Annotated in this window: 16 protein-coding genes; 6 read left to right on the top strand and 10 right to left on the bottom strand. The window is 29.4% G+C overall.

Features of this window, described 5'->3' with window-relative positions; genetic code table 11:
• Nucleotides 1-3 precede the first annotated feature (3 nt).
• From OTK55_RS00855 to OTK55_RS00845, 3 genes are all read left to right on the top strand, one after another.
• Nucleotides 4-288 (top strand): signal recognition particle subunit SRP19/SEC65 family protein, encoded by a 285-nt coding sequence (locus OTK55_RS00855; protein WP_274870006.1) that lies wholly within the window; start codon nucleotides 4-6, stop codon nucleotides 286-288.
• Nucleotides 289-342: 54 nt separating this feature from the next.
• A complete protein-coding gene (recJ, locus tag OTK55_RS00850) occupies nucleotides 343-1,764 on the top strand; it encodes a single-stranded-DNA-specific exonuclease RecJ (RefSeq protein ID WP_274870005.1) in 1,422 nt (473 codons plus the stop codon).
• Between the two features lie 185 nt (nucleotides 1,765-1,949).
• Nucleotides 1,950-2,741, top strand: a complete 792-nt coding sequence (locus OTK55_RS00845) for a DUF7839 domain-containing protein (RefSeq protein ID WP_274870004.1) — start codon at nucleotides 1,950-1,952, stop codon at nucleotides 2,739-2,741.
• 31 nt (nucleotides 2,742-2,772) lie between these two features.
• Here the strand turns inward: OTK55_RS00845 and OTK55_RS00840 are convergent, their stop codons facing one another.
• On the bottom strand, nucleotides 2,773-3,666 hold the full coding sequence (locus OTK55_RS00840) for a pantoate kinase (RefSeq protein WP_274870003.1): 894 nt from the start codon (nucleotides 3,664-3,666) through the stop codon (nucleotides 2,773-2,775).
• Between the two features lie 98 nt (nucleotides 3,667-3,764).
• Between OTK55_RS00840 and OTK55_RS00835 the strand changes: the two genes are divergently transcribed.
• Entirely contained in the window at nucleotides 3,765-4,433 is a 669-nt protein-coding gene (locus tag OTK55_RS00835; RefSeq protein WP_274870002.1) for a histidinol phosphate phosphatase domain-containing protein, read from the top strand.
• A gap of 28 nt (nucleotides 4,434-4,461) precedes the next feature.
• Here OTK55_RS00835 and OTK55_RS00830 read toward each other — a convergent pair whose 3' ends face one another.
• The 7 genes from OTK55_RS00830 to OTK55_RS00800 form a co-directional block, all read right to left on the bottom strand.
• A complete protein-coding gene (locus OTK55_RS00830) occupies nucleotides 4,462-5,109 on the bottom strand; it encodes a 2,5-diamino-6-(ribosylamino)-4(3H)-pyrimidinone 5'-phosphate reductase (protein WP_274870001.1) in 648 nt (215 codons plus the stop codon).
• A gap of 5 nt (nucleotides 5,110-5,114) precedes the next feature.
• Complete coding sequence (locus tag OTK55_RS00825; RefSeq protein WP_274869999.1) at nucleotides 5,115-5,504, bottom strand: hypothetical protein; 390 nt, start codon at nucleotides 5,502-5,504, stop codon at nucleotides 5,115-5,117.
• A 26-nt stretch (nucleotides 5,505-5,530) separates the two neighbouring features.
• Complete coding sequence (locus tag OTK55_RS00820) at nucleotides 5,531-6,289, bottom strand: TatD family hydrolase (protein ID WP_274869997.1); 759 nt, start codon at nucleotides 6,287-6,289, stop codon at nucleotides 5,531-5,533.
• A 25-nt stretch (nucleotides 6,290-6,314) separates the two neighbouring features.
• A complete protein-coding gene (gene uppS / locus OTK55_RS00815) occupies nucleotides 6,315-7,082 on the bottom strand; it encodes a polyprenyl diphosphate synthase (protein ID WP_274869996.1) in 768 nt (255 codons plus the stop codon).
• A 64-nt stretch (nucleotides 7,083-7,146) separates the two neighbouring features.
• Nucleotides 7,147-7,845 (bottom strand): methanogenesis marker protein Mmp4/MtxX, encoded by a 699-nt coding sequence (gene mtxX, locus OTK55_RS00810; RefSeq protein WP_274869995.1) that lies wholly within the window; start codon nucleotides 7,843-7,845, stop codon nucleotides 7,147-7,149.
• 116 nt (nucleotides 7,846-7,961) lie between these two features.
• On the bottom strand, nucleotides 7,962-9,227 hold the full coding sequence (gene hemL, locus OTK55_RS00805; protein WP_274869994.1) for a glutamate-1-semialdehyde 2,1-aminomutase: 1,266 nt from the start codon (nucleotides 9,225-9,227) through the stop codon (nucleotides 7,962-7,964).
• 13 nt (nucleotides 9,228-9,240) lie between these two features.
• A complete protein-coding gene (locus OTK55_RS00800) occupies nucleotides 9,241-9,867 on the bottom strand; it encodes a cobalt-precorrin-8 methylmutase (RefSeq protein WP_274869993.1) in 627 nt (208 codons plus the stop codon).
• 193 nt (nucleotides 9,868-10,060) lie between these two features.
• Here OTK55_RS00800 and OTK55_RS00795 point away from each other — a divergent pair, with 193 nt between their 5' ends.
• Entirely contained in the window at nucleotides 10,061-12,565 is a 2,505-nt protein-coding gene (locus OTK55_RS00795; RefSeq protein WP_274869992.1) for a DUF5814 domain-containing protein, read from the top strand.
• Here OTK55_RS00795 and arfB read toward each other — a convergent pair whose 3' ends face one another.
• The gene (arfB, locus tag OTK55_RS00790; RefSeq protein ID WP_274869991.1) at nucleotides 12,566-13,267 is read right to left on the bottom strand and encodes a 2-amino-5-formylamino-6-ribosylaminopyrimidin-4(3H)-one 5'-monophosphate deformylase; all 702 of its coding nucleotides are present in this window, start codon (nucleotides 13,265-13,267) and stop codon (nucleotides 12,566-12,568) included.
• A 12-nt stretch (nucleotides 13,268-13,279) separates the two neighbouring features.
• Complete coding sequence (locus OTK55_RS00785; RefSeq protein ID WP_274869989.1) at nucleotides 13,280-13,759, bottom strand: RNA-binding protein; 480 nt, start codon at nucleotides 13,757-13,759, stop codon at nucleotides 13,280-13,282.
• Nucleotides 13,760-14,047: 288 nt separating this feature from the next.
• Here OTK55_RS00785 and OTK55_RS00780 point away from each other — a divergent pair, with 288 nt between their 5' ends.
• Nucleotides 14,048-14,293 carry an LSm family protein gene (locus OTK55_RS00780; protein WP_274869987.1) on the top strand — a complete coding sequence of 82 codons (246 nt, stop codon included), beginning with the start codon at nucleotides 14,048-14,050 and terminating at the stop codon, nucleotides 14,291-14,293.
• Nucleotides 14,294-14,364: the final 71 nt, after the last annotated feature.

The following is a 14,364-nucleotide window of genomic DNA, read 5'->3' as shown; positions in this document are numbered from 1 at the left end:
TTAATGAAAACTATTATTTGGCCAGTATATTTAAACTCAGAGCACACTAGAGGCGAAGGCCGTAAATTATCTCTAGATGAATCAGTTAGTAATCCGAAAATTCGAGAAATAAGTCAAGCTTTAAGAAAACTGAAAATTCAACACATAGTGGACCACAGTAAATCTTATCCTGGATCTTGGTGGGAAAACTCAGGCCGGGTTGTAGTAGAACAGGACGAAAAAACAAAAATCGAATTATTACGTGCAATTTCAACTCAAATTAGATTGTCACGTAATCATGATAATTAATTAACCACCATTAACTTTTCTTTTTTTTATATATTTTTTATAAGGCGATGTTAAATGAACTTAGAAGATGGAAATATAACAGAATCACGTAATCAAATGGATTTATTATTTAATAAAGCAAAAGATAAGATTTTAGGTGCAGAGGACGTAACTATTTACACACATACTGATTGTGATGGTATTACAGCTGGAAGTATACTTTCATCAATATTAGATAAACTAGAAATAGACCATGAAGTAAATTTCGTTGAAATTAATCAAGTAGATACTCTTACTAGTGATACTGATTTGACTATTGTATCTGACTTAGGTGCAGGTCAAGATATTTCTAATCTAGCTAATAATTCTAATAAATCAGTCATTGTTTTAGACCATCATCCACCTATAAGAAGATTAGGCACACAATTAAAAGGTGATTTGATTGAAATTAATCCTAATTATTATGGATTAGATGGGTCATACACAATTTCTGGTGGAGGTCTATCCTATCTGTTAGCTAAATCATTTCATTTCTACGATTTAAGTTGGATGGGTATTCTTAGTGCTGTTGGTGACATGCAAAATAGTATGACTGGTAAACTAAGGGGATTAAATAAGGAGATATTACATGATAGTACAGAAGTAGGCTGTGTTGATTATATTAATGATTTATTATTGTATGGGCGTAATACACGACCGCTATTTGTAGCATTATCCTACTTTGGAGATATTCATCTACCTTTAACAAATAATCGTAATGAATGTATTCATTTCCTTGAAGGTTTAGATATTCCTGTAAAAAATGAACTTGGAACAGTAAGATATCTATGTGATTTATCTATGGATGAAAAATCACGATTGTTTAGTGAACTCTTAAAGATGATGACAAGAGAAGTTCCCGATAGATATATCAAATATCTTCCTAAATTAATATCGGGTGAATCCTATGAATTCACATTTGAACAGGATTACACTTCTTTTAAAGATGCTAGTGAATACAGTACAGTTATTAATGCATGTGGAAGAAATAATCGTCATGAGCTAGGAATGGAAGTAATAAAAGGTAATAGGCATCTAATAGAGGATGAATTACAATCACTAGTTAAACAACATAAAAGATATCTAGCACAAAATATGTCAAGAGTATTAGAAGAGGGTTCTGTTGAAATATTAGATAATATTCAATACTTTGATGGTGATGGAATAAAGCCAAGTGTTGTTGGAACAATAGCAGGCATGCTTTTAAATAATTATGATTGGCAAAAACCAATTGTAGGATATACTCATGTTAACGGTGAAAACGAGGGATATAAAGTTTCATTAAGATGCTCTAAACTTCTAGGCTATGATGGAATACATTATGGTAACATTGTTAGAAAAATATCTGAGAAATGTGGTGGATCAGGTGGAGGACATAGTGTTGCATGTGGAGCATATATTCCAGAAGATAACATAGGACAATTTATAGATTTACTAAATAATGCTGTAAAACTATAAGTTATACATCCACCCATTTTAACAACATATAATACATTATATTAATAACTACCAAACATTTTATATTTTTTCTTAAGATATGCAATAATTATAAAAATTTAAATAAAGTAACTCTTATATATTATTATTAAGAATTAAAAAAACAATGATTGGTATTATAAGATAATCATTAAAGGGGTAGCACGATGAGAATATTTAAAAATAAAGGGGAATTTACTAAATTCCAAATTCTAGCTAAAATTGCACAGCAAGAACCTCACCTCAAACAAAAAGATATAGCTGATGAATTAGGAATAACTGTTCAAGCAGTATCCGAAAATATTAAATCATTAGTTAAGGATGGCTATGTAGAAACAGGTACTTCTAATTTCAGATACAAAATAACAAAATATGGTATTGACAAAGTAAAAACAGACGCTATTAATCTTAAATCTTATTCTGACATGGTATTAACAGTAATGAATGGTTATAAATTAATATGGCCTGCAATAGCTGCAGAAGATTTACATCAAGGTGAACAAGTATGGTTAAATATGGATGATGGAATATTATATGCAGATACTGAGGATAAATCAGGAGCATATGCAGAAGTATTTAGTGATGCATTAGAAGGAGAAGATGTAACTCTTATAAATCTTGGAGGAGAGATAGATTTAGTTCCTAAAGATGTAGTTATAGTAAAAATACCACCAATAGCAGAAGGTGGATCTAGAGCTTGTGACATGGATAAAATCAATGAAATATATGCACAAGATTTTGATAGAATAGGAGTACTTGGAACAAGTGCAAGAGCAATCACAAACCAATTAAATGTATATCCAGATTTTGAATTTGCTACTGCAGAAGCAACTTGTAGTGCTGCTGAAAAAGGTTTACGTGTATTAGTATTTGCAGTAGGTAAAATGACTAACAGAATAACATCTCGTTTAGAAGAAAAGGGTATAGTCTATTGTATTGAAGATGTTAAAAAATTATAATCTTCAATAATCTTTTTTTTTATTTAAATAATTAATTTTCTAATTTTTCTATGTATTGTACTCCAGTTGTATTAATTTTTGTAATGTTACATTTTTCTACCGATGTATCTGGAGTATAAGATAAGGCGAAGGCAGTATTTCCTAACATTGCCATTGAAGAACCAATTGTTTCATCATCAAATATTTCCAGTATTTCTTGTAATTCCTCATTTATTAATTGAGTGTTAATTGCAAATTCTCTTGATAATTTAATAAAGTTATCCATAGTAGGATTATTCATTAACTGTCTAAGTAAAATACTACCATTTTCATTTATGCGTTTTTGATGAAGAGGATTATCAATTATTTCACTAGTCTCAAGTATTCCAAGAGTTTTTGTAATAACATATATGGGTCTAGTTATTGAAATTTTATCAATAACACCATTTAGAGGGGAACCTTCTTTTAATCGAATAACACATCCACCATATAATTCTGAAATTACATCACCTAAACCGCTTGACTGGGAAATCTCAGCAAGATGTGCTATCTCACCAGCTTCCTTGTATGTAATACTAATGTTAAACAATGCAGGTAAAGTAAAACTAATACCTAAAGCAAAACTAGCACTAGTACCAAAACCAGCACCAATAGGTAAATTTAATTCATGATTAATAGTTATATCATAATCATCTAATACAAGATTATACTTTTCTTTTATAATTTCTACAGTCTTTAGACTAATAGTATTTAATTCATCAATTTCTCCATTAACTGTAATACTAATATTTCCAGTTCCGTCACTAATACTGGTGCTTGTAACAACACCTTCATCTAATGTAATACCAGCACCCTTTGATCCTTTTAAAGCTGGATTATTATTTCCTATTATTTCAAAAAAACCAGTAATATGTGCAGGTACAAATACTTTAAGTTCTTTAATCATATAATTATTTATATCGTTTCACATCTATAAATAAGATTATAGAAATAATTTAAATTAATAAGAATATTTAAGTATATACTCATAGGAAGGATGAAAAAATGTCTGAAAATAAGAGGATAGATTTACATACACATAGTCTATTCAGTGATGGGGAATTATTACCATCAGAATTAATTCGAAGAGCAGATGTATTAGGACATAAAGTAATAGCAATCACAGACCATGTGGATGCATCAAATATTCAAATTGCTGAAAAAATAGCTGATGCCGTAAATGATATTAGAGATAATTGGGATATTAAAGCCATTCCCGGAGTAGAAATTACACATACACCAATAGAAGTGATAGATAAATTAGCTAATCAAGCAAGAGAGTATGGTGCTGAGATAGTAGTTGTACATGGAGAAACAATAGTTGAACCTGTTAAACCGGGAACTAACAGGATGGCAGCTGAATCTCCATCTGTTGATATTATAGGACATCCAGGTCTTATAACTCCAGAAGAAGTTCAAATAGCTATTGATAATGATGTTTCATTAGAAATTAGTTCACGTGCTGGTCATTGTCTAGGTAATGGACACGTAGCAAAATTAGGTTTAGACTTAGGTGCAAATCTTGTTCTAGATAGTGATACTCATGCTCCAGGTGACCTTGTAACTTATGAATTAGCTGAAAGAATTGCAAGAGGAGCCGAGATTCCTGAGGAAGAGATTCCTAAAATATTACAGGATAATCCTGAAAAAATTCTTAAAAAGCATGGATTATAAATTTAATCCATCACTTAACTATTTTTTTTTAATAGACTACAGAGTATTCAAGTAGTACATCTTCATCTATTTTATTGATTGATTCCAGTTTTAAGTTAACACAATTGTCTTTTTTAAATCCCCTACCATCAACTAATGTTTTTGATTTTTTTCCACCAAGAATCTCAGAGCCAATACATATTGTTAGTTTATCAATTAATTGTTCTTGAAACATGGAAAAATTTAGTGTTGAACCACCTTCTAGTAGTATACTTTTTATACCTTTGTTGTATAGTTTTTCCATTGCATCTTTTAAATCTACTCTCTTATCGCCTGTTTTTATTATTTCACAATGTTTCTCTAATTGTTCTATTTTATCTTGAGGTGCATTATTTGAAACTACAATAATTGTTTTTGCATTATTATTTAGTACTTTAGAATTTAAGGGTGTTCTTGCATTACTATCTATAATAATTCTTACAGGATTCTCTTCTATTTTTGATGGTATTTTATGAATTGTTAGTTTAGGATTGTCAACAATCACAGTATTTATTCCAACCATTATACCATCATATTTTTTACGTAATTGATGTACACGTATTGCATCATTTTTTCCAGATATCTTCATAGAACTTTTTTCAGTTGCAATTTTTCCATCAACAGTCATGGCAGAATTCAAGTGAATAAATGGTTTCAACTTCATCACTCATAGTTAACTTTTAACTGTTTTAATGTGTTAATAATATTTTCACCATTTCTAACAGCATTTATCAGTACTTCCTGGAATCCTTCTTTAATTAAAGCATCATTTTGAATAATCCATAAGATTAAATCAGGATGCTCAGTTAATGTAAGTTCATTAAATGGTATTTCTTCCTTATTAGAATCAGTAGATACTGCAACATGTTTTTCACCATTAATTTCAACTAACTTTATTGTTATTAACAAATCATCATTTTTGATACTAAAATAATCTCCAACTTCAGCAATACCACTAACAGACTCTTCTATTTCTAATAAATTTTTCTGAATCTTATCCTCATATTGATGTCTTTTCTCAACATAAATTTTTAACATATCATCCATTTCCATATTAATTCCCTCTTCTAAGTTATAAGTTATAAGTTATAAACATTCATAGCATTTCGCTCTGTAGCTCTTTCAATATCTTCAAAATCAATTTTTTTAGCTCTTGAAACTCTTTCTATTATTTTACGTATATTTAATGGTTGATTAGGTTCTCCTTTCACTGGTGATAAGTAAGGACTGTCTGTTTCTGTTAACATGTTTTCCAGAGGAACCTGTTTCATTATTTTTTTCTGTTTTTTTGAAAACAAAGAATTTGTAGCAAAAGACAAGTAGTATCCATAATCCACAGCCTCTAATGCTGTTTCATTGGTACCTGTGAAACAGTGGAATATAACATTTGGAATTTCTGTATATTTCTTTACTATATCTAATGCATGTTGCTCAGCATTACGTACATGTAAAACAATTGGCATGTCATATTCAGTAGCTATATTTAAAAGTTTTTCAAAAACAGTGTGTTGTCTTTTATTTTCATTTTCAGGTAAATTCTCAGAGAAATCAAGACCTATTTCTCCAATAGCTTGGATGTTATCAAGATTATCAATTATTTGATTTAATGTTTTATTTATGGTTTCTTTATCATCTACTCCAGCGTATTTTGGATGATAACCCATTGTTGTTTTCATAAAATCATTGTATTCTGAGCTTATTTTCAATGATCTTTCATTACTTTCAATGCTTGCTCCTGAATCTATAATATATTTAAATTCTTTTTTAGTATTCTCTATTATTTCATCTCTAGTGTCATCGAAATCTGAAAAACTAAGATGACAATGTGAATCAATCATATAATCACCTATTATTTTTTTTCTTTCATCTTCCAAAACGTCTTTGTCTTTGAGTGTATGAACGTATTGCTCTTAAAAAGTCTACTTTTCTAAGTTCTGGCCATAAACTATCTGTGAAGTATAATTCTGAATAAGATGATTGCCATAATAGAAATCCACTTAATCGTTCTTCACCACTCGTACGTATGATAAGATTAGGGTCTTCAAGTCCGGCAGTATATAGGTTTTTATTTATCATATCTTCATCAATATCTTCAGGTTCTATTTTTCCAGCTTTTACTTCTTTTGCTATCTTTCGGAAAGCATCTACTATTTCTGCTCTTCCATCATAACCCATTGCTATATTGATTAATCTATCATGATAATTTTCTGTTGATTTTTCTGCATCAGCTATAGCATCTCTTACTTTCTGTGGGAATAAATCTAATTTTCCTACAGCTTTAAGACGTACTTTATTCTTATGAATTTTTTTATTAGTACTGATACTTAGAAAACTTTGTACGAATAAATCCATTAAATCAGAAACTTCTTTGTCACTACGATTGAAATTTTCTGTTGAAAATGCATATACTGTTACTATTTTAATATCAAGGTCGATACACCATTCAAGTACATTTTCTAAGGTGTCAACTCCCCGTTTATGACCTTCTATAACTGGCATGTTTCCCTGTATTTTTGAGTATCTTCTGTTTCCATCCATGATTATTGCCACGTGTTTTGGCATTTTACTTTTATCTAGATTATGGGAAATATACCATTCATATATTGAGTATAATGGTTGTAGTAACATCATTAATTTATCCTTCTTTAATTTTTCATATTATTATTTCTATATTTAATAAGTTTAATATCTTTTTTTATTTTCTAGAATTAATGATATTAGAAATTAGATGTATTGAATTAACATATCCTTGCACTGTTTGTGAACGTGAAGTATCTATAAATAAATTTGGCTGTTTTAATGTTAATGCTCCATAACTCTTCATTCCAGCTACTAATACTAAACTTCTAAAAATTATATTACCTATAATACCATCAGGAGCTATAATTACATTTGCATGATCTTTTATTGCTTCTTCTATGAGTATGTAATAATGTTTAATATTGTATTCTTCTTTAAGTTCTTCAACAATTTGTTCACATTCTTCAATACTTCTGTCTATTTTTGTGCTTCGTCCTTTATCTTGTTTTCTTCCACCGGATATTAAAGCAATCTTAGGAGTATGTCCTGTACTAGTTATGACTTCGGAGCATTCTTTAATTATCATTTCTTTAGCTTTTTTAGTGTCACATTCATCTATGCCGACTGGTGTTAACATGAATTTATGTCCATTAATTTCCAGTATAGACGCACGGAATATGTGAGGATATTCTTTTCGTATGTCTTGAATAATGTTTGATTGTAATGATCCACGAATTACTCCATCGATTTCTGGATCATGAATGTATTTAATTAATTCTTCATTGGATGTAGCTATTTCAATATCCACATCTGAAAATTGTTTAATAGCTTCTAATACATTCTTATTTTCTCCGAGTCCTATTGCGATTTTCATAATCATAACCTATTTTTTTATATAGTTAATATGTATTTTCATTTTTAAATAGGTTTTAATTTTCAGTGTAAAAATTGTTAGTTAAAAAAAGGAAAGATAAGATGGTTAATGTTTATTTATAATTCTTTTAAAGATATTTCAATAGCTTCTAATGTTTTATCAAGGTCTTCTTTTGAATGCTCTGTTGATATAAATGTACATTCATACTGGGATGGTGCTATGAATACTCCATTTTCTAATAAATTATGGAAGTATTTAAGAAATCCTTTTGTGTCTGATTTTTGTGCTGTTTCATAATCATATACTTCATTATTTGTGAAGTACACCTGTGTCATTGATTCAACACCATTAATTTGATAATCTAGATTTAGGTTACTGAGTATATCTTGAATACCATTACGTAGGTAATCTCCTTTGTCATGTAGTTCTTTGTAGCGTTTATCTGTTAATATGTCAAATGCTGCAAGTCCACCATTTATTGACATTGGATTTCCACTAAATGTACCTGCCTGGTATATGTTTCCACTAGGTGTGAATTGTTCCATGTATTCTTTTTTACCTGCTATTGCTCCTATTGGGAATCCTCCACCAACAATTTTACCAAATGTTGCAAGGTCTGGTGTAATATCATAATATTCCTGTGCTCCACCTTTACTTATTCTGAATCCTGTGATTACTTCATCAATAATTAATAGAATATTATTTTCTTCTGTTATTTCTCTTAAAAATTGTAGGTAACCCTCTTTAGGTGGTACACATCCAATGTTTCCCATAACGGGCTCTGCAATTATACATGCTATTTCATCTTTGTTTTCATTTATGATTTTTGTTATTGCATTTTCATCATTGAATGGTGCAAGTATCGTGTTTCTTGTAGCTTCTTCTGGGATTCCGGGTGAGTCTGGTTTACCTGCTGCTCCTGAACCAGATTTTACTAGTACAGCATCGTGAGCACCATGGTATGCTCCTTCAAATTTTATTATTTTATTTTTTCCTGTGACTCCACGAGCTAATCTAATTGCACTCATTGTTGCTTCTGTTCCTGAATTTGTGAATCTTACCATTTCAGCACAAGGGACTCTGTTAATAACTTCTTTTGCAAGAGCTATTTCTTTTTCAGAAGGTACACCATAATCAGTACCAAGTTTTAATTGGTTAATTGATTGTTCTACAATATAGTCATTAGCATGACCAAATACTATTGGACCATATCCTAAACAGTAGTCTATGTATTCATTACCATCAACATCATATATTTTTGATCCCTTAGCTTTTTGGGCAAAAAAAGGATATGGTTTATATGCACGTACTGGTGAATTTACTCCTCCAGGTAAGTAATTTACAGCTTCCTCGTATAATTCTTTTGATTTTTGTTGATTCATTCTATCTCCTTTTTTAGTTTTTTCTTATATTTAATAAAGAGTTTACTACAGCTACAGCAATAGGTGTTCCACCTTTTGGACCTGTTGTAATAGTGTATGGTATATCTGTTTTAGATAATGCTTCTTTAGAATCAGCAGCGCCTACAAATCCTACTGGAACTCCTACAACTGCTTTAGCATCCATTTGTCCTTCTTCTACTAATTTCATTACTTCGAATAATGCTGTTGGGGCATTTCCTATAGCAACTACTCCTTTAAATCCATTTTCAGCTGCAACTCTCATTGCTGCTGCAGATCGTGTTATTTCTTCTTTTTTAGCTAATTTTCTAGCTTTTTCATCACGGATATAACATAATACATTACCTTCATAACGTGTAATTCCTGATTTTACCATATTAATATCAGTTAATATGTCTTCCTTATTATCAAAACATTGTAGTGCTGTTTCTACAAATGTTGGTGATATTTTTACTAGTTTAGCATATTCAGGATCTGCTGTTGAATGTACTACTCTTTCTACTATGTCACGTTCTTCATATGATAAATATTTAGTATCATCATCAATTAAAGATTTAATAATTTCTCTACTCTTATTAGCAATATCATACCCTGGTTTAGTTGATGCTCCCATATTGTACATGTTTTCACATCCATTTAATATTTATAAATTCTTTTTGAATTGTATATAATTTCATTATTATATTATAAGATATGTATTAAATAATATAAGAATATAATATACTAAATAAAAAAATAATACAAGAACTAAACTACCTTAGAAATTTATATAACGATTTTTGAATATTTCTTATAAAAATTTATTTTTTGATAATATGATAATATTAAGACGTAACAAGAAAATAGTTGAATTATATCCTATAGGATCAGCAAAGGGAGCATTAAACACACAGAGAGAACCCTTATTTTATAGTTATTTTAAACTTCATGAAGTTGATGGTAAAATAAGACCTCAACGTTTCATTATACAACAAAATAATATAGAGACATTAAAATCACCAAAAGATGTAATACGAACACTAAGAAAACAAAATGTTTTTCTTGCTACAAAGGATGAAGAAATTGAGTCCATGTTAAATTCCCTTAATATTCCATACAAATACATTGACATATGTAGACATTGCACATTTGAGGGTTATATTACAATACTAAAAAAATCAGAATCATATAAATTGTATGGAGAATATATCTGTAAAAAATGTGCTGAAAAGGAAGTAAAAAGGGTTATGGAATTAAAAGGATATGATAAAGCATCATATCCAAGTTTTAAAAAATTATTAAATAAGACACATAATTTAGAAAAAGTTTTACAAGTATTTGACCCTAAATTTAATCCTATAAAACACGATGATTTAACATTATATGATAAAATTAAGGTTAAAAAAACAAAATATCCAAAAATAACTGTAAATGACTTGAAGATACCTAAATCATTCAAAAGACTTTTATCAAAAAAAGTTAAACGATTACTCCCAGTACAAATATTAGCACTTAAAGCAGGATTACTGGAAGATAAAAATTTACTAGTTGTGTCAGCTACAGCATCAGGAAAAACATTAGTTGGTGAACTTGCAGGTATACCTAAAGCAATGAAGCATAAGAAATTAATATATTTAACACCACTAGTCGCACTAGCTAACCAGAAATACAGGGATTTTAAAAAACAATATGAACCATTAGGTATGAAAGTAGCTATAAAAGTAGGATCTAATCGTGTGAAAGCTAAAGGTGAATTAAGAATTGCTAATAAATCTGTTAAAAAAGCAGATATTATTGTAGCTACTTATGAAGGATTAGATTTCCTATTAAGGTCCGGAAACTATGGCCAGTTATCTAATATGGGCACGGTTGTAATTGATGAAATTCACATGCTTGATGAAGAAGAAAGAGGACCAAGACTCAACGGATTAGTTCGCAGATTAATGACAATCTTTCCTAAAGCTCAATTAATTGGACTTTCAGCAACTGTGAAAAATTCTAAACAGATTGCTAATGATTTCAACATGAAATTAGTTGAATATAAGGAGAGACCAGTACCTCTTGAAAGACATTTAATCTTCACAAAGAGTGAATTTGAGAAAAAGGACTTGCTCGGAAAACTATCTAAGAAAGAATTTGAATCTAAATCATCTAAGGGTTATCGTGGTCAAACAATTGTGTTTACAAATTCAAGACGTAAAACACATCAGATAGCACAGCAAATTGAGAAAAAAGGTATAACAACAGCAGCTTATCATGCAGGATTATCTTATTCCAAGAAAGTAAAGATAGAAAAAGGATTTGCAAATCAGGAAATATCAACAGTAGTTACAACAGCAGCACTAGCGGCAGGTGTGGATTTCCCAGCTTCCCAAGTATTATTTGAAACATTACGTATGGGAAATAAATGGCTAACAAATAATGAATTTTCACAGATGTTAGGACGTGCAGGAAGACCGACATTCCACGATATTGGAAAAGTATATTTACTACCGGAGTTAGGAAAAGAATTTGACAATGAATCAGAAGAACAAAAAGCTATAGAACTATTAGATAGTGATGTGGACAGTATAACAGTGGAATTCGAGGAAGATGATGCATATGAAGAAGTATTAGCTGATATATCAGCAATTAAAAATGCAGATATTCGAAAAATAAAGAAAAGATATAATAAAATAGAATCCCATGTTCTCTTTGAAGAAGTTATGAATCTATTATATGATAAAAAACTCATTAAACCAAAAAAAGGCGAACGATTCATATATATACCAACAAAGTATGGACGAGCAGTTTCAATATCATTTCTAAAAATATATAAAGCAGAATACATTAAAAAACATTTAAAACAGGATCCATTACTAACAGCAGAAAATATAGAACCATTCGATAGTGCATATTTAAGTAATAGGTTGATAAACAGATTATCTTCTGCATTAAAAACAAATGTTAGTTCAAGACTTTTTGCAGATTCAACAAGAGATATTATAACATCAGGTGATGTAATCTCTAAATTAGACCCACAATATGCTGATAAACTTATAACATTACAAGTTGATTTCTTATCATGTACCTGTGAGGAAAGACCATTCTGTAAATGTTTTGAAAATAATATATCTGATAAAATAATACGACAGAGAATTCATGGTTGGAGTCCAAATAGAATAAGTAAATTCTTCATGACAAATTATGATATACATATATATCCTGGGGATATATTCAGTTGGCTAGACCAAATAATAAGGACATTAGAATCAATTTCAAGAATAAGTCTAGCATTTAATAATAAAAAAACAAGTAATAGATGTAAAAAACTAATTAAAAAGATAGAATTAGGTAAATAATTATAATAGTTTTTTAATATCTTCTATTATACTTTTTTCAGCGTTAATTAATAGTTTTCTTCCAAATTCTTCATTAACTTCAAATCCTTCTTTTTCTATTGTTTTTGCTTCTTCATCTATTATAGGTTCGGTTTCTCTTGCTAGTTTTAGGCCGACCATACCTACTTCAGGGTTTTTATTGAAATCTCCATGTTCAGTTATAGAATCTTCATCAGTAATTCCTAGAACTTTACCCATGGATAATTCACCAGTACATGCATGAGGCCCTTCATGTTCAATTATTGAATTATTGAATACTATTTCCAGGGCTGTCTTCCCGGATATTGTCGGTATATCATCTATTATTTGATTATTTCCACCATGTCCATTTACAATAATTACTTTTTTTATTCCCAGCTGTTTTCGAATATTTATTAGTTGAGGTATTATTTGTTTGTATATTAAGTCATCTTTTTTTAAGTGTATACCATGTTTAACATAATCATATTCAGTTGCAGCATAGAATATTCCTAAAAACATAGCACCTGTCTTTGTTGCAACATTAACTGCTACATTAGCTGCTATTTTGGAATCAGTATCTATTGGTAGTGCAGAGCCATGATTTTCTAAGTGTGACCCGAGAGCAATTATTCCAATTTCATGTATATTTTCTGATAATATATTTCCTGAAGAATACTTTAATTTGAAGTTATCATGGTTCATATATTGTTTCCTCTATATTTCAAGTTCCCATATTGGATCTCCTACATAATGTAGGTTTTTTATTGCTTTACCTTTATCGTTTTCAATCATCTCTTCTCCACTTATTAGACTAATACCAATAGCTAACGGTTTTTTATGACCTTCTTCTATTACAATAATTGTTTCTCCAGGTTCTATTGTTTTATCAGCATCAACTATGCCGGGTGACATTATATCTGCACCTTTAATAACAAAATTTATTGCACCCATGTCAACTGTAGCATATTTTTCTGTGATATCCATTTTTAATGCTGCTTTTAGTGTTGGTATAATTCTATCCTCTGTCTGCATAAGTAATGGTTCGCCATCTACTAGAAGTACGTCAGGTAAATCTTCTACTTGAATTAGTTCTACATTTGATTTTTTTGGTATTATGTTATCATAATTACCTAATTCTTTTTTTATCTCTTTGATTTTCTTATTTTTAAGGAAATTTCTTTTTTTAATTTTCAATTTTTCACCTTTCTAATTATTTTTCAATTGTTTTTAATCTTATTTATTTACACTACTTTAATATTAAAAATAATTATTTTCTTCAATTTTAACTATATAATTATTTTATTTATATATACACATGTCTTATTTAGTATAAATATTAAAGAAAGTTTTAACATATAGTAATATTATAATATATAATTATTTATGGATAATTATTTGTTTGATTTTTTGTATCACAATACAATACATTTAAATATAATTCTAAACAAATAAAAACATATATTATTGATAAGGTGATTAATAGTGAACGATCAAAAAAATAATAATAACACATCTAGACCTTTAGATGCATTAGGAAAAGCTTTAAATTCTCAAGTTCTTATAAAACTTAAAGGTGGAAAAGAATTCAGAGGCGCATTACAAAGCTTTGACATGCACATGAATTTAGTAATCAACGATGCAGAAGAACTAAAAGACGGTGAATCAGTTCGCAGATTAGGCGTTGTCCTAGTTCGTGGAGATAACATTGTCTACATATCACCAGAATAATTAGTAAAGGACACCTTAGTAGTTTAAATCTATTAATATTAATCGTCCTTATTATAAAATTTTACAAATAT

The sequence above is a fragment of the Candidatus Methanosphaera massiliense genome, from assembly GCF_028890305.1.
Taxonomy (GTDB): Archaea; Methanobacteriota; Methanobacteria; order Methanobacteriales; family Methanobacteriaceae; genus Methanosphaera; species Methanosphaera massiliense.
Note: the sequence above shows the minus strand (reverse complement) of the source record. Positions and strands in the feature narration are given on the sequence as shown.